The organism is Murinocardiopsis flavida (assembly GCF_003014485.1).
Taxonomy (GTDB): Bacteria; Actinomycetota; Actinomycetes; order Streptosporangiales; family Streptosporangiaceae; genus Murinocardiopsis; species Murinocardiopsis flavida.
Window position 1 is genome coordinate 95,373 of the sequence record NZ_PYGA01000023.1, and the last position, 14,787, is coordinate 110,159.

15 protein-coding genes are annotated in these 14,787 nt (G+C 70.3%); 8 read left to right on the plus strand and 7 right to left on the minus strand.

What is annotated here, in order from left to right:
- Positions 1-238 precede the first annotated feature (238 nt).
- The 3 genes from CLV63_RS26475 to CLV63_RS26485 form a co-directional block, all read right to left on the minus strand.
- Entirely contained in the window at positions 239-1,045 is an 807-nt protein-coding gene (locus tag CLV63_RS26475; RefSeq protein ID WP_106585937.1) for an SDR family NAD(P)-dependent oxidoreductase, read from the minus strand.
- Between the two features lie 255 nt (positions 1,046-1,300).
- Positions 1,301-3,454, minus strand: coding sequence for a transglycosylase domain-containing protein (locus tag CLV63_RS26480; RefSeq protein WP_170134326.1), 2,154 nt, complete (start codon positions 3,452-3,454; stop codon positions 1,301-1,303).
- A 390-nt stretch (positions 3,455-3,844) separates the two neighbouring features.
- On the minus strand, positions 3,845-5,992 hold the full coding sequence (locus CLV63_RS26485) for a glycerophosphotransferase (RefSeq protein WP_146165666.1): 2,148 nt from the start codon (positions 5,990-5,992) through the stop codon (positions 3,845-3,847).
- Between the two features lie 357 nt (positions 5,993-6,349).
- Between CLV63_RS26485 and CLV63_RS33770 the strand changes: the two genes are divergently transcribed.
- From CLV63_RS33770 to CLV63_RS26500, 4 genes are all read left to right on the plus strand, one after another.
- A complete protein-coding gene (locus tag CLV63_RS33770; protein WP_170134327.1) occupies positions 6,350-6,508 on the plus strand; it encodes a hypothetical protein in 159 nt (52 codons plus the stop codon).
- Positions 6,509-6,595: 87 nt separating this feature from the next.
- Positions 6,596-6,817, plus strand: a complete 222-nt coding sequence (locus CLV63_RS26490; protein ID WP_106585940.1) for a hypothetical protein — start codon at positions 6,596-6,598, stop codon at positions 6,815-6,817.
- A gap of 23 nt (positions 6,818-6,840) precedes the next feature.
- On the plus strand, positions 6,841-7,383 hold the full coding sequence (locus tag CLV63_RS26495; RefSeq protein ID WP_245929070.1) for a DUF6879 family protein: 543 nt from the start codon (positions 6,841-6,843) through the stop codon (positions 7,381-7,383).
- Between the two features lie 19 nt (positions 7,384-7,402).
- The gene (locus CLV63_RS26500) at positions 7,403-9,580 is read left to right on the plus strand and encodes an ATP-binding protein (protein WP_106585942.1); all 2,178 of its coding nucleotides are present in this window, start codon (positions 7,403-7,405) and stop codon (positions 9,578-9,580) included.
- Between the two features lie 46 nt (positions 9,581-9,626).
- Here CLV63_RS26500 and CLV63_RS26505 read toward each other — a convergent pair whose 3' ends face one another.
- On the minus strand, positions 9,627-9,824 hold the full coding sequence (locus tag CLV63_RS26505; protein WP_106585943.1) for a ferredoxin: 198 nt from the start codon (positions 9,822-9,824) through the stop codon (positions 9,627-9,629).
- A 7-nt stretch (positions 9,825-9,831) separates the two neighbouring features.
- A complete protein-coding gene (locus CLV63_RS26510; protein ID WP_106585944.1) occupies positions 9,832-11,040 on the minus strand; it encodes a cytochrome P450 in 1,209 nt (402 codons plus the stop codon).
- A 104-nt stretch (positions 11,041-11,144) separates the two neighbouring features.
- On the opposite strand from CLV63_RS26510, the gene CLV63_RS34730 reads away from it, so the two are divergent.
- Together CLV63_RS34730 and CLV63_RS26520 are read left to right on the plus strand one after the other, a co-directional pair.
- Positions 11,145-11,807 carry a TetR/AcrR family transcriptional regulator gene (locus CLV63_RS34730; RefSeq protein WP_106585945.1) on the plus strand — a complete coding sequence of 221 codons (663 nt, stop codon included), beginning with the start codon at positions 11,145-11,147 and terminating at the stop codon, positions 11,805-11,807.
- 124 nt (positions 11,808-11,931) lie between these two features.
- A complete protein-coding gene (locus CLV63_RS26520) occupies positions 11,932-12,468 on the plus strand; it encodes a GNAT family N-acetyltransferase (protein ID WP_106585946.1) in 537 nt (178 codons plus the stop codon).
- Between the two features lie 65 nt (positions 12,469-12,533).
- On the opposite strand, the gene CLV63_RS26525 is transcribed toward CLV63_RS26520, so the two are convergent.
- Together CLV63_RS26525 and CLV63_RS26530 are read right to left on the minus strand one after the other, a co-directional pair.
- A complete protein-coding gene (locus CLV63_RS26525) occupies positions 12,534-12,722 on the minus strand; it encodes a DUF397 domain-containing protein (RefSeq protein WP_106585947.1) in 189 nt (62 codons plus the stop codon).
- Entirely contained in the window at positions 12,709-13,530 is an 822-nt protein-coding gene (locus CLV63_RS26530) for a helix-turn-helix domain-containing protein (RefSeq protein WP_106585948.1), read from the minus strand. Before CLV63_RS26530 ends, CLV63_RS26525 begins: the two co-directional genes overlap by 14 nt.
- A gap of 342 nt (positions 13,531-13,872) precedes the next feature.
- Between CLV63_RS26530 and CLV63_RS26535 the strand changes: the two genes are divergently transcribed.
- Positions 13,873-14,328 carry an ATP-binding protein gene (locus CLV63_RS26535; RefSeq protein WP_170134328.1) on the plus strand — a complete coding sequence of 152 codons (456 nt, stop codon included), beginning with the start codon at positions 13,873-13,875 and terminating at the stop codon, positions 14,326-14,328.
- Positions 14,316-14,606 carry a hypothetical protein gene (locus CLV63_RS26540; RefSeq protein WP_106585950.1) on the plus strand — a complete coding sequence of 97 codons (291 nt, stop codon included), beginning with the start codon at positions 14,316-14,318 and terminating at the stop codon, positions 14,604-14,606. The genes CLV63_RS26535 and CLV63_RS26540 overlap by 13 nt, the downstream gene beginning before the upstream one ends.
- Positions 14,607-14,787: the final 181 nt, after the last annotated feature.

Here is a 14,787-nt window from a genome sequence, read left to right on the forward strand (position 1 = left end):
CCCAGCCGCACACCACGCTCCCACCGCCCTGGCCACATCCGGCCGGATCGGGCCCGCGCAGCGTTCGACGCGCCCGCCTCCCACCCGCGCCCAGCGCCCGTGCACCGTTCGGCGGACCCGGGACCCCGCCCGCACACCCCGCACCACACCCAGGGCCCCGCGCACGCACAGCGGCCCCGCTGCCCTCCCGCTTCCGCGGGACGGGCGGCGGGGCCGCGGGGTGCGGCGCCGGTGCGCCTCAGACCTCCTTGAGCATCCCGGCGTCCACGACGACATCGGCGCCCGTCGTGCCCGCAGAGCGCGGGGAGGCGAGCTGGACGATCGCGTCGGCGACCTCCCGCGGGTCGAGGAGGCGGCCGATCGTCAGCCGCATCATCTCCGGCCCGGCGGTGTCCATGACGGTGTCGCGATCGGTGCCGACCGCCGCCGCGAAGACGTCGGCCGCGCCGCCCTCCTCGGTCCACCACGGCGTCCGGACCGGGCCCGGCGTCACCGTGTTGACCCGGATCCCCTGCGGGCCGAACTCCTCGGAGAGCGACTTGGTGAGGGCGCTCAGCCCCGCCTTCGCCGCGCCGTAGTCGACGTTCACGCCGCTCGGCTGCCGGGCGTGCGCGGACGACACGTTGACGATCGCGCCGCCGCCGCGCGCCAGCATCGCCGGCACCGCCGCGCGGACGGCCCGGACAGCGGAGAACAGGTTGAACTCGAACATCGCGCGCCAGTCGTCGTCACCGGGTTCCATGAACCCGAACTGCGGCATCGTCGTGCCGGGCGGCGGCCCGCCCGCGTTGTTCACCAGGATGTCCAGGCCGCCGAACTCCTCGACCGCACGGGCGACGGCCTGAGCGGGCGCATCCGGGTCCATGAGGTCCGCCGATACGTGGACCAGTGCCGGACCCGCCAGCGCGTCGAGGCCCGGTGTGGACTTCCGGGAGACGGCGACCACCCGCGCCCCTTCGTCCAGCAGCAAGCGGGTGGTGGCGAGTCCGATGCCCTTCGAGGCTCCGGTGACGACGGCGACCCGGTCGGTGAGTCGGAGATCCATGGGTGGGCCCTTCGGTTCGAGGGCCGCGGCGCGCCGCGGCCATGTCGTTCCCGGCCCTGTCGCGGTCCCGGGAGCGCCGTGCCTTCCGCACCGGCGCACCCCGTAAACGCCACGGACGTCAGATGTGTGAGGTCCCGGACGTCGAACGTGCCGAAGCGTGTCTCGCAACCGCGGGTGGGCTTTCGCCCTATCGGGGTCGGCCCGCCTGCGGCCCACAAACACCGAAACTCCACCCGCGGCCAAGGGAACCGAGTACTACGGGCGGCCCACGAAGACGCGGACGACCGAGCCCTTGGGGAGGGTCGAACCCGGGTTCGGGTTGACCGCGGCGACGGTTCCCGCGCCGCCCGGGGAGCGGACGGTGCGCGGGGACACGCGCACCGTGTAGCCGGCGTCCTTCAGCGCGCGCACCGCGTCGTCCTTGGGACGGCCCAGCACGTCGGGGATTGCCGCACCGTCGCCCCGCCGCCCGGCGGGGCCGTTCTTGCGGTCGTCGCCCGCGCCGCCGTTGTGCACGCCGTCGGTGAAGTCGCTCGCCGGCAGCCCGGCCGACGCCTCGCTCATGGTCGCGCGCCAGATGGGGCCGGGGATGTCGGCGCCGTACACGATGCGGAAGTAGCGGCCGCCGAGGCTCACGTGGCGCAACGGGTGGCTCTCACCGCCCCGCGGGTCGCCCACCGCGACCGCGCTCGACAGGTGCGGCGTGTACCCGGCGAACCACGAGTACGCGGCGCCGTCGGTGGTCCCGCTCTTCGCCGCGGCCGGCCGGCCGATCCCCAGCCCGTCGGCGGTGCCGCCGTCGAAGGTCTGCGCGAGGACGTGGCTGACGCCGTTCGCCACCTCCTCGGACAGCACTTCGCGGCATTCGGGCTGGATGTCCATGCGCTCGCCGGTGGACTCGATGTCGATGGACGCGATCGGCTCGGGACGGCAGTAGGTCCCCCCTGAGGCGAAGACGGCGTAGGCGCCGGCCATCGTGAGGGGCGACACCTCCTGGTCGCCGAGGGTGAAGGACGCCCATTGCCCGAGCGGCGCGCCGTCGGCACGGTGCACACCGAGCCGCTTCGCCGTCTTGACCGTGTCGCACAGCCCGACGGCGGCCTGCAACTGGGCGAAGTAGGTGTTCACGGACCCCTTGGTGCCCTCGATCATGTCGAGCCGCCCGGAGTCGCTCTCCGCGGAGTTCTTGACGTCCCACGGCGACAGCCGGTCGCCGCCGCAGGTGCGCAGCCCGCTGACCGTGGTGCTGCCCGGCGAACTGAAGGTGGTGCCGTAGCCCATGCCCTGGTCGAGGGCCGCTGCGAGGGTGAACGCCTTGAAGGTCGACCCGGCCTGGAAGCCCGTGCCGCCGCCGTACTCGGCGTCCACGGCGAAGTTGATGGCGGTCTGGCCGCGGACGTTCTCGTCGTAGCCGAAGTCGCGGCTCTGCGCGATCGCCCGCACGGCTCCGGTGCCGGGCTCGACCAGCGCCTGCGCCGCCACCTTGCCGGACTCATTGCGGCGCGGCACGTACCGGTCCACGGCGTCCTGGGCGGCCTCCTGGGCGCGGGGGACGAGGGTGGTGCGGATGCGCAGGCCGGCGGTGCGCAGCCAGCGGGCGCGCTGCTCCTTGGTCTTGCCGTAGCGGGGGTTCCGCTCGATCTCGTTCACCACGTAGGTGCAGAAGAACGGCGCGTCGCTGTACATGCAGCCGTTCTCGAAGTTGTTGACGTCCAGGACCAGGTCGGCGTCCTGGGCCGCCGCGGCCTCGCGCTTGCCGAGCATGTCGGAGACGACCATGCGGTCGAGGACGATGTTGCGGCGGTCGATCGCCTTCTCGGGGTGGAGCAGGGGGTTGTAGCCGGATGGGGAGCGGACGAGCGCGGCGAGCATCGACGCCTGGCCAAGTTCGAGGTCCGCGGCCGCGACGCCGAAGTAGTGGCGGGCCGCTGACTCGATGCCGTAGGCGCCGTCGCCGAAGTAGGCGACGTTGAGGTAGCCGGCGAGGATCTCGTCCTTCGCCATCCGCTTCTCGATGCCGATCGCGTACCGCAGTTCCTTGACCTTGCGGGCGATGGTGACCTCGGTGGCGTCCTGCTTCTCCTCCTCTGTGCCCGCGCCTTCCAGCAGCACGTTCTTCACGTACTGCTGGGTGAGGCTCGAACCGCCCTGGGTCTCACCGCGGAGGGTCGCCAGCACGGCGCGGAAGGTGCCCTGGAAGTCGACCCCGTTGTGCTCGTAGAAGCGCCGGTCCTCGCTCGCCATGATCGCGTCGCGCATGACCGGCGCGATCGCGCCGATGCGGACGGGCTGCCGGTTCTTGTCGTAGATCTGGGCGAGTTCGGAGCCGTCGGCGGCGTGGATGACGGACCGCTGCGGTGGCGGCGGGGCGTCGAGTTCCGATGGCAGGTCGAGGAATCCGACGGCCATGTTCCGGACCGCGAACGCCGTCCCTCCCACAAAAGGGAGAACCATCCCCGTAACGAGCAGACCGGCGACAACGCCCAATGCGCCGATCCGGCCGATTTGCCGGAGCAATTCCACGTTAGCCACGGATTGATACTAGGACGAAGCGCCCTGAATTCCCGGTAGCGGAATGCCCGGTATTGGAACCGGATATTAAATTCTCGCCATATGCATGTCTTTGCCGATCCCCCGATCCCCCTCGCGCGCCGGGCCGCCGGGCCGCCGGGCCGCCGGGCCGCCGCGACGAGGAATACCGGCCGCCCCCAGCGGGCGGCGGCCGCCACGGCCCCCGCTGCGCGACGATCCGCGGATCGGGCGCGGCAGGGGACCGCGAAGCACCCGGCGGCGCACGCCTCAGGGGCGGGCGACCGGGTCGGGTGCCCTCCCGTTCCCGGCGCGCGCCGCTGCCGCGCCGCGGGCGTGCCGCGGCGGGGCCGACCGCCCGTTGGCGCCGCGGACCACGGGCGCAGCCTCGTCGCCACCGTCCCCGCCACCGTCGGCGCCGTGCCGCATCGCGGGCTCCCGTTGCGGGATCTCGGCCGCCGCCGTGCGGTAGAGCGCGTCGACCGCGTCGGCGAACCGCTCCTGCGCGGTCGGCTCCTCCGGCCCGAGCAGGTAGCTCGCCAGCTTGGCGCGCGGGCCGGCGTACACGTCTGCCTCGGTGTCGGCGACCGCTCGCAGCGCCTCCTTGAGGCCGCGCCCGTCGGGGCGCAGCAGGTAGGCGGCCGCAGCCGTCGGGTGGGCGGTCCGGAATTCCATGTCGGGCACCCCGGCGCAGTTGGCGACCGCGTAGGGCTTGCCCGTGGCGATGAAGTCGGTGATCACCCCGGAGATGTCGCTGATGAGCAGGTCGGCGTGGTCGAAGCAGGAGTAGAGGTCGGGCCTGCCGTCCAGCACGGCGAGGTGCTCGCCGGGGGCGCGGCCCAGCCAGTACAGCCGGTTCCACTCCCGTTCGAGGCGCTGGAGCTCCTCCACCTCGCCCGAGCCGACCGCGCCGTCGTCGCGCGAGCCGCGGGCCTCGTCCCGCTTGCGGTGGTACTCCGCCGAGCCGCGGATGCGCTCCTCGATCGCCGCGAGGCGGCGGGCGCCCGGCGCCGTCCCGCTGACGGGCGCGGCGCGTCCGGCGTCCTCGATCATGGCGACGATGGCGCGGTGCGCCGCTGCGGCGCGCGGGTCGCGCGTCCCCGTTGCGGGGTGCGGGCGGTACAGCACCCGCACCGGCGGTTCGGCGCCGAGGAGCAGTTCGACCAGCGCCTCCCCCGCGTCGACCAGTGACGTGCCGCGGGGCGCGGCGGCCGTGCCCTCCCAGGTCGGGGCGTACAGAACGGTCGGGACGGGGCCTGCCGTCGCATGCACCGACATCCGCGCGACGGCGTCGAGCTGCGGCCGTCCGATCTCCACGAACGCGTCGTCGCGCAGGACCGAGCGGGCCGACGCGTAGCGGTCGCGGCCGCCCTTGCCCGCGGTCCACACCTGGTCGTAGGCGCGGCAGACCGGGTCGGGCACCGCGTCGCCGTCGCGGTCGCCGTGGCCGACGAGCACGTGCCGCAGCCGCTGGTTGCGGAGCAGGTCGGTGTTCGCGGCATTGCTGTCGGGGTAGAGCGCGACCCGCGCCCGCCCGAAGTCGAGCGCCGCCAGGTCCTCTGCGTCCGGGACGCACAGCACCGGCAGCGGGGTCGGCGCCAGGTGGGCCGCAGCGGAGCGGTCGCGCAGCACGACGAGCGGCCTGCGGCGGTCGCCTTGGCGCACGAGCGGCTCCAGCCACATGTCGGCGCGGTGGATTCCGGTGTCGGTCCCGGCGTAGTAGAGCAGCACCTCGGGCCCGTAACCGTCGATCCAGGTCTGCATGTAGGCGACGACCTCCTCGCCGACCGCCATGCGCCGGGCCGCGACGGCGTAGGGGACGAGCGCGGCGAGCGCCGCCGTCCCCGCGACGACGGCGAGCGCGGGCCCCGCGAGCGCCGGAATCTCACTCTGTGTGATCAGTCCGGCGAGGACCCCGGCGAGGACCGCCGCGTCCAGCAGCAGGAGGCGGCGCAGCGCACCGGTCACCAGGAACGCGGGCGGCCCGTCGGGGATGTCGAGCGGGTCCAGGTCGATGTTCCTGGTGACGACGGGGAGGCTGCGGTACCGGCGCAGCCGCCGCAGGACGACGTCGTAGCCGAACTGGAGGCAGAACAGCGCCATCATGGCGCCGATGGCGGCCCACAGCGGGATTCCGGCCGCTGCGCCGGTCGTGCCCAGCAGGGCGAGCAGCAGGCCCTGGCGCAGCAGCGCCTGAGTGGTCGAGCCGAGGCGGTACCTGGACAGCTCCCGCAGCGCGCGCGGCGCTCGGAGCTGCACGAACACGGTCGCCGCGTAGACCAGGGCGGCACCGGCTGCGAAGGTCCACACCGATGCGGCGAGCACCGCCGCGGCGAGCAGGGCGAACCCCGAGGCGAGCACGCCCAGGGCGACTACGGCGGGGACTCCGAGGATGCGGGGGGCCTCAGCCGGAGTCACCGCTCCCCCTCGTTCAGCGGGGCTCTGCCCCGGGCGGCGGTCGTCCTGAGAACAAGCCGGGGCGCCTCCGGCGCCGGCACTGCGTCGTCGCGCAATGTCCCTCCCCACGTGTGGGTCGGCACGATTGCGTACACCCTGCTCGGCCGACCGTCGAAAACAGCTCTACCAGGTAATTTCACAGACAGTAGCCGGTCAATTGCGGGCATGGGAACCACCATGGCGGGCATGTCGGACGTCGGACCCACGTCCCGCTAACAGCACCCCTGCCCGGACGGCGAAAACCCGCCGAACAGAAGGCGCCACGGGTTACCTTCGAGACCCCGGCGCGACGGCTCTCTCTACCGGCGAGGAGGACGGATGCCAGCGAACGATCACACGGAACACGAAGAAACGGACCGATTGGCCGAGGAGGTGCAATCCGTCCTTTTCGCCTATGACCTGAAGAGGCTGGTCAGGGCGTCGAAGGAGAACGACGCCGAGGCCGTCGCCGAGATCAGGAACGGTCACGAATCTTAGCAAAAACCTGAACGGCAGTTGCTGTGTTATATAATCCAGTGTTAGGGTGACTACCCATTTGTCCCGTGTTCTATCAACAGGGGAATCATGAAACTCACCATGCTCGCCAAGGACGACAAGTCCCAAAAAGGTGATTGTCCTTCCGTTTACATGTCCGATACCGGCGAACTCGTCGTACAGGGCTTCCAGCTTGACGCTTCCGATCTGCGTGAACTGCACAACCCGCTGCCCGGCGAGGCCGCCGTTCGGATCTCCCCCGAGGTCGTCCTGAAGGCGATTCGGATCTACGAACAGAACAGGCCACTATGACGACAGATAAGTCCGAACGACCCGTGAGCAGGGAGGTGTTCGGGCGCTATTTCCACGATTTCAATCACACCGCGTTCAGGCTGGAGACGCTGCAAGAGTACGCGGCGCCGGATGAGCGCCGACCGTTCGAACGGTTCATGTCCGAGGGCCACCTCGAATTCGCTCCGGATCTCATCGAATGGGGCGATGAAATTCGGGAGAAGGCATCCAGAGGACTTCTCCACAGCCGGGTCCACGTGGTCACCGAACCGTTGTCGGATTACCTGAGGTTCGAGTGCGCGGCCGGTTACCGGCACAACGTCACCGCAGGCGAGGACATCCGCATCCTGCCTGTCAAGGAGGGCGACTGGCCCGAGGGGATTCCCCACCTCGACTACTGGCTTTTCGATTCGCACCGGCTGGTGCGCATGGACTACAACCCCGACGGCTCCCTTCATGCGCCCGTGCTGGTCGACGACCCGAACGAGATCGTCGCCGCCAACGTCTGGCGCGACCGCGCCAAGCACCTGTCGATCCCCTACACCGAGTACGAATCCCGCTTCGACGCCTACATGCGTCCCCGTTGAGCGCGAAGGGACCGTCGCGTTGACAGAAGGCCGCACCGGCGCCGGAACGCCCGAGCCGCCCGGTCCTCGGAACGAGGTCACCGGCGACACCGGCGCCGTTGTGCAGACCGGATCCGTTCACGGCGATGTGCACATCACCTCGTCGGCCGCGTCCCCGGCAGCGGCCACACCCCGACAGCTCCCGCTGTCCGTCACCGGGTTCGTCAACCGGAGCGACGAGATCGCCCTGCTCGACGCGCTGATCTCCGACGAGGACGGCGCTGCCGCCGGTCAGGCAGGCGGCGCGGTCGTCATCTCCGCCATCGGCGGCACACCCGGAATCGGCAAGACCGCACTCGCCGTGCACTGGGCACACCGCGTCCGCTCCCGCTACGCCGACGGCGATCTCTACGTCAACCTGCACGGCCACGGCCCCGGGCCCCGGCTCGACACCGCCCAGGCACTCGGCTCACTGCTGCGCGCCCTCGGGGCCCCGCCCGACCAGATCCCCCTCGACCTCGACGGCCGGGCTGCGCTGTACCGGTCGCATCTCGCCCACAAGCGCATGCTCATCGTCATCGACGACGCCGTGTCCGCCGACCAGGTCCGCCCGCTGCTGCCCGCCGCACCCGGCTGCCTGGTCCTGGTCACCAGCCGCAGCACCCTGTCCGGCCTCGTGGCACGGGAGGGGGCGCGCCGGATGACCCTCGACGCGCTTTCGACCGGGGAAGCCCTCACGCTGTTCCGCGAAGTCGCCGGAGCGGAGCGCATCGACGCCGAGCCCGAAGCCGCACACACCCTCGTCGCCCACTGCGACCACCTCCCGTTGGCGCTGCGGATCCTGGCCGCCCGGATCATCGGCAGCCCCCATTCACCGTTGAGCGCCTTCGCCGCCGACCTCGCCACCGAGGACCGGCGGCTCGACATCCTCGGTACCGGCGACGACGAACTCAGCGACGTCCGAGCGGTATTCGCCGACTCCTACTCGGCGCTGCCGGCCGATGCCGCCCGCCTGTTCCGCCGCATCGGCACGCACCCCGGCGGCGAGATCAGTGCGCACGCCTGTGCCGTGTCCATCGAATGCGCCGTAGCCGACGTGCGCCCCGTTCTCGGACGGCTCATCGGGGCGAGCCTCGTCCAGCAGGTGGGCCGCGACCGCTACCGGCTCCACGACCTCCTCCGGCTCTACGCCGTCGAGCGCTTCCACGCCGATGAACCCGCCGACAGCCGGACGGTGGTGATCAGCCGCTTCGCCGCCTGGTACCTGCGGTCCGCGGGCAATGCCGTCCGGTGGGTACTGCCCAACTTCCCCCTTGCGGACGTCACCGGACCGGTCCCGGAGCCGCCGACACCGCCACCGGCGTTCGAGTCGACCGATGCCGCACTCGCCTGGTTCGACCAGGAGCGGACCAACCTCGTCGGCACCGCCCACACCGCGCGTGCCCTCCGCGCGGACGACCTCGCGTGGCGGATGGCGGTCACGGTCGCCCCCCTGCTGGACTTCCACAACCACAGGGACGAGTGGCGCGATATCGCCGAGTCCGGCCTGGCCGCCGCCCGCGCGATCGACCACCGGTACGGGGCGGCTCGCGCCCGCATCTCCCTCGCTGACTTCGAGAAGAATTCCGGCGACACCGACGCCGCCATCGCGCACTACGAGGCACTGATCGAGGCGGATGCCGACGACTGGATCACCGGTTTCGCACTCCGCACGCTGGGGTCCATCCGGTGGAACCGGCACGACGGCGACGAAGCCCGCGCGCTGCTGCGGCGCTCGATCGACACCTTCCGCCGGTCCGGCGAACGGCGCGGCGAGGGTATGGCGCTGCTCAGCCTCGCCGAGTGCGAGCGCTCGACCGGCCGATTCTCGGCAGGGCTGAAGTACTGCGCCGCCGCGACCGCCATCTTCACCGAGACCACCGACACCTGGACCATCGCGTGGTCCCGGTGCTTCACCGGCCGCACCCTCATCTCGGCGGGACGGCACACCGACGCCGTCGCGGAGTACACGACGGCGCTCCAGGTCTTCCGGGACCTCGGCGACAGCGAATCCGAGTCCATCGCCCTCGTCGGGCTGGGCGACGCCTACGCCGCTCTCGGGGACACCGAATCGGCCCGCTCCCACCTCGGCGCGGCACTGGACCTCCGCACCGCCGCCGACGTCCCCGGCACCGAAGAGATCAAGGCAACCCTCGCCCGGATCCCCCGCCCCGCCTGACCCTCCTCCCCGCTCGGCGAAAAGTCCCGGACATCAGGTCCTATGCCTACTCCCGGCTGATGGCGATCGCGCGGCTGGGGCAGAGGCGGACGGCCTGCGCAACGGCCCCGTGCAGGTCCTTCGGGGGGTCCGGGAGGAGCACCGTGACCAGTCCGTCGTCGTCGGACTGGTCGAAGACCTCCGGCACGGTGAGTACGCACATTCCGGCGCTGATGCAGACGCTGGTGTCCGCGGTGATCCGCATGATTCGCCTACCAGGTGACGGGGAGTTCGTGGACGCCGTACAGGAGGGTGCCGTGCTTGTAGGGCAGCTCGTCCGCCGACGCCGCGAGCCGCAGCGTGGGGATGCGCTCGAACAGGGAGGAGAACGCGATCTCCAGCTCCATCCGGGCGAGGTTCTGCCCGATGCACTGGTGGACGCCGTAGCCGAAGGCGACGTGGTGCCGTTTGCCGCGGTGGACGTCGAACCGCTCGGGCTCGGGGAACGCCCCGGGGTCCCAGTCGGCCGCGGCCAGTAGGGCGATGACCCCGTCGCCCGCGCGGATCGCCGCACCGCCGAGTTCGGTGTCCTCGGCCGCGATCCGGGCGGTGACGAAGTCGGCGATGCTGAGGTAGCGCAGCAGCTCCTCGACGGTGCCCGGGAGCAGCTCGGGGTCGGACCGGAGCGCGGCGAGCTGGTCGGGGTGCTCCAGCAGCGCCATGGTGCCGAGCGAGATCATGTTCACGGTGGTCTCGTGCCCCGCGTTGAGCAGCATCAGGCACATCATCACCAGTTCGTCCCGGCCGAGCTCGCCGACGGGCTCCAGGTGATCGGTGACCAGCCTGCTCATCAGGTCGTCGCCGGGGTCCTGCTGCTTTCGGGTGATCAGCCCGTCCATGTAGGCGCGGAGCTCGCCCAACGCGGTCGCGAACTGCTCCGCTGTGCTCGCCCGTGTCAGGGCGGCCCTGCTCCTGCTCTGGAAGAACTCGTGGTCGTCGTAGGGCACACCGAGCAGCTCGCAGATCACCAGTGACGGGACGGGGAGTGCGAACGCCTCGACCAGGTCCACCGGCCGGGGCCCGGCGAGCAGGTCGTCCAGCAGCCGGTCCACAGCGGCCTGGATGGCGGGCCGCATCGTCTTGATGCGCTTGTGGGTGAACTCCTGGATGATCATGCGCCGGTAGAAGCCGTGCTGCGGCGGGTCCATCCGGATGAAGGGCGGGCGCTCCAGGATCTGCGCCTGCCCCGGGAGGATCCTGGGAAAGCCGGGGCGGGTGCCGTCGGCACTGAACGCCGGGCTGCTCAGCACGGTCCGGACGTCTTCGTACCGGGTCACCAGCCAGGCGCTGCCACCGAGGGCCATCGGCACCTTGGCGACGGGTTCCCCGGCACGCAGCCGGTCGTACTCCGGCGGCGGTGCGAACGGGCACTGCCGCTGGAAGGGGAAGGTCATGGATTCGGGAGACGTGGTCGGGGGCATCGGACACTCCTTCGCAAGTGGAGGGAAATCCTTCGCTTTTCTTGTGCGGGTAAGCTAGCACAATCGAAGGGGTTCCCTCCACATCTTGAGGAGACAGGTTCCGGTTGACCGAGAACACGGCGCAGCTGCGGGCGGACGCCCGCCGCAACCGCGAGCAGATCATCAGCACGGCCCGCGAGGTCTTCCTAGAGCAGGGCACCCACGCGTCGCTGGAGGAGATCGCCCGGCGCGCCGGCGTCGGCATCGCCACCCTCTACCGGCGGTTCCCCGACCGCCACACGCTCGTCCGGCAGGTCGCCCTGGAGAACATGGCCCTGGTCCGCGCGGAGATGGACCGCGCCACCGCCGAGCACCCCGACGCCTGGGGCGCGCTGGCGCAGCTCATCCGCCGCATGGTGGACCTGCGGCTCGGTGTCTTCATGCCGGTGCTCGCGCAGAGCCTGGAGGGCGACCTGCGCGGCGAGGGGGGCACGCTGAAGGTGCGGCGCAACGAGCTCTTGGAGCGGATGGGCGCGCTCATCCGCGCCGCCCAGCAGGACGGGCAGCTGCGCGAGGGCGTCACCCCCATCGACATCATGCTCGGCACCATCAAGCTGTCCCGCCCGCTGCCCGTCATCGGTGCCGAGCTGAACGAGCTGCTGATCGCCCAGCAACTGGAGCTGTTCCTCGGCGGCCTGCACGCGGTGGCGCTGGACGCGGCCGAGCCGCTGGACCGGCAGCGGCTCACGCTCGACGACCTGGACCGCTATCTCAAGGCGGCGGAGTAGCCGGCGCCGTTCCGCGGCGATGCCGCCGTGGGCGCCCGACACGGTGGTGCCGGACCGTTCGTACGGTGCGACCAGCCCTTTTGACGACTTGCCACCCGTTGTCCCGGTCCGGTATGAAACGTGCATGCTAAAGGGCGCAAAGGTCGGGCTCAGGGCCCGCTACGAGGACGACATCGAGGTTCTGCGGACCGAGCTCTACGACGACGTGGTCAACGGTTCGCGGGCCGAGGGACGGCCGTGGCGACCCATGACACCGGATTCGAAGGACCCGCGGCTCGTTGTGGACGACAAGGCGCAGGGGCTCGTCCAGTTCTCCGCGGTGGAGCTGGACGGCGAGACGCTGATCGGCATGGCGACCCTGTACGACATCGACACCCACCACCGGTCCGCGCACATCGGGCTGGGGCTGCTGCCGTCCTGCCGCGGCATGGGCTACGGCACCGACGTGGTCGCGGTGCTGACCCACTACGGTTTCGTCGTGCGCGGCCTGCACCGGCTCCAGATCGAGACGCTCGCCGACAACGCCGCGATGCTGCGCGCCGCCGAACGCAACGGCTTCGTCCGCGAGGGCGTACTGCGCTCCTCGTCGTGGGTGATGGGCGAGTTCCTGGACGAGGTGGTCCTCGGCCTCCTCGCCGAGGACTGGAACCCGAACCACTGAACCGCCGGTACCGTTGAACGTCCGCGACCGAGTCGAGAAACTCAAGGATTTTTTGAGGCGGTCGACTACAGGTCACCCGACCGAACACCGCGTAGCAGCGCCGTCCACTCCGCCGAGGAGACCAACAGGTGCCCGGAATCCCGGTTCTGCGTATCGCGGACATCAATCTCTTGCGATGGGAGCGACCGAACCTCAACACAGTTTGTGTCGCCACCCTGCGAGTAGCTTGACTTCTGCCAGTTACTTGTAATCATCGAAGTCACTCCTAGCTTTCTTCATCAGCTCACGCGAGGCATCGGGAGGCAACGCCAAGCCACGTAGGTCCGAGAACAATCCAGTGAACCTCTCCACGGACTCCGCATCGCTCAGCGGAAATCCTGAAGCAGAAGTTTCGAGGTAGACCACGTGGCCCAAGTCGGGAACGTCAATTATCTGAAATCCACCATCTAGCCCCGGATGAAACCCGTGGTTAGCAGTGATTATTTGGATAGTGACGCGTTGCTTATTCGAGAGAGCGATTAGCTGGTCAACTTGAGCAGCCATTGTCTCATGCCCTCCAAACGGACGACGCACAACCTCCTCGTTGAGGACAACCATGAGCTTTGGGGGACGGTCAGTTTTTAGTATGGACTGGCGTTCGATCCGCGTGCCCACCAGGTCACCGATCTCAGCATCCGTCGCATCCTCGTTGCCGAGTCGGAGTTGAGTCCGCGCGTAGTCGGGCGCCTGCAACAATCCCGGCACCAGCAGCGGTTGGAAGATCCTCAAGGCCGATGCGTCGCGCTGTAGCTGTGCCACGCCTTCAAACCACTCAGGTACACCCGAGGACGTGTTCAGACTCTCCCACGCACGGAGCAACGCTCCCTGAGCGGTAAGGGCTTGGTCAAGCAGGACGATAGTGGACCGTTTGGTCGCTTTGGTCCCCCGTTCCAGATCACTAAGCATCGTCTGCGAAAGCAGCGCCGCAGAGGCGGTTTCCGTCTGCGTAAGCCCAGCCTGCTCACGTAGACGACGGAGGTCCAGGCCGAAGCGACGTCGTGCGTGCTTCATGTTCACCACCATGAGACAGCTTTTTACCACCAGAGTACCGCCACTTATCGCAGTTACCAATCTATTTTCTCTGTCTGGCGGTAGCTATGGGCAGTGGTACGCAGGTGATGGCACGGTGAGCTCAGGGCATAGTTCTAGACGATCCAGATCGGAGTGGGACAGCCCGAGGCAGCGCAGAAGTACGGCCCTGCTCGGTGTTGCACGCACCGGGCAGGGCCTTGCTCCCCACCCTGAACCAGACCAGGAATGAGGAACCATGAAGAACGCTACCGGCCACCGCCGTCCGCCCCCGCGACACGGTGCGGCGTCGCGGATCCGCCCCTACGTGATCCGGCGGACCGGGGTGATCGCGCGATGACCGCCGTCCTGGACCGGGCGTGCACCTGGCTGCCCGGGGCCGAGAGCAGCATCCGCACCGCCCGCGGCTGGGCCGCCGCCACCCTCGCCGCGGTCACCCCGCCCCTGCCGGCCCCGGTCATCGACGACGCGGTCCTGATCATCAGCGAGTTGGCCACCAACGCGGTCCGCCACACCCGCAGCGGGCGCGGCGGGACCTACGCCCTCACCCTGGAAACCGACCCCGACCACGTCCGCATCTGGGTGATGGACGAAGGAGCCGCCGCGATCCCCTTCCCCCGCTGCGCCGACCGCGACCACGATGAGGAAGGCGGCCGAGGGCTGGCCATCATCCAGGCATGCGCCGACGAGAGCGGCCCCGTCGTCACCGCGACCGCCACGGGCTACACGGCCGCCATCCACCTCACGACACCCGGGACCCGTTCGGGCGGAGGACGGTCGTGTCGGCGCTGACCCGGGCCCGGCTCTCGCGGGAGTGGGGCCATGCGTGGCTGATCACCGGCCCCCACCCGGGACGGATGTACACCGCGACCCGGCTGCGCCCCCGCACCGGCGGCCCGAACACCGTCACCGTCCATACCTTGCGCGGGCTGCGCACCCGCCTGGAGCAGATCGACACCGACGAACGCGACGCCGTCCTGCCCCGGCTGCGCCCAGCACTGCCCCGGCGCGACCGCACGAAGCGCTACTTCCGCATGCCGCCACCCCCAGCCGAGCGCACGACCGGCTGACCGCAGACCACGCCCGGCCCTGCCACCGGCGGACCCCGGCCGGACACCCCGGCTGACCGCAGACCGCGCCCGGCCCCGCCTCCACCCCTCCCACGCGGGGCCGGGCGCCCACACCCGTACCAACCACGCCCCGACCACCCACAGGTCCGGGCGCCCCCACCCCTGACCACGCCCGCCTCCA

What these genes read in the sequence shown, in the direction of transcription:
- CLV63_RS26475 (WP_106585937.1), bottom strand. Translation starts at nt 1,045, where the DNA reads ATGGATCTCCGACTCACCGACCGGGTCGCCGTCGTCACCGGAGCCTCG.
- CLV63_RS26480 (WP_170134326.1), bottom strand. Translation starts at nt 3,454, where the DNA reads ATGGCCGTCGGATTCCTCGACCTGCCATCGGAACTCGACGCCCCGCCG.
- CLV63_RS33770 (WP_170134327.1), top strand. Translation starts at nt 6,350, where the DNA reads ATGCCAGCGAACGATCACACGGAACACGAAGAAACGGACCGATTGGCC.
- CLV63_RS26490 (WP_106585940.1), top strand. Translation starts at nt 6,596, where the DNA reads ATGAAACTCACCATGCTCGCCAAGGACGACAAGTCCCAAAAAGGTGAT.
- CLV63_RS26505 (WP_106585943.1), bottom strand. Translation starts at nt 9,824, where the DNA reads ATGCGGATCACCGCGGACACCAGCGTCTGCATCAGCGCCGGAATGTGC.
- CLV63_RS26510 (WP_106585944.1), bottom strand. Translation starts at nt 11,040, where the DNA reads ATGCCCCCGACCACGTCTCCCGAATCCATGACCTTCCCCTTCCAGCGG.
- CLV63_RS26520 (WP_106585946.1), top strand. Translation starts at nt 11,932, where the DNA reads ATGCTAAAGGGCGCAAAGGTCGGGCTCAGGGCCCGCTACGAGGACGAC.
- CLV63_RS26525 (WP_106585947.1), bottom strand. Translation starts at nt 12,722, where the DNA reads ATGATTACAAGTAACTGGCAGAAGTCAAGCTACTCGCAGGGTGGCGAC.
- CLV63_RS26530 (WP_106585948.1), bottom strand. Translation starts at nt 13,530, where the DNA reads ATGGTGGTGAACATGAAGCACGCACGACGTCGCTTCGGCCTGGACCTC.
- CLV63_RS26535 (WP_170134328.1), top strand. Translation starts at nt 13,873, where the DNA reads ATGACCGCCGTCCTGGACCGGGCGTGCACCTGGCTGCCCGGGGCCGAG.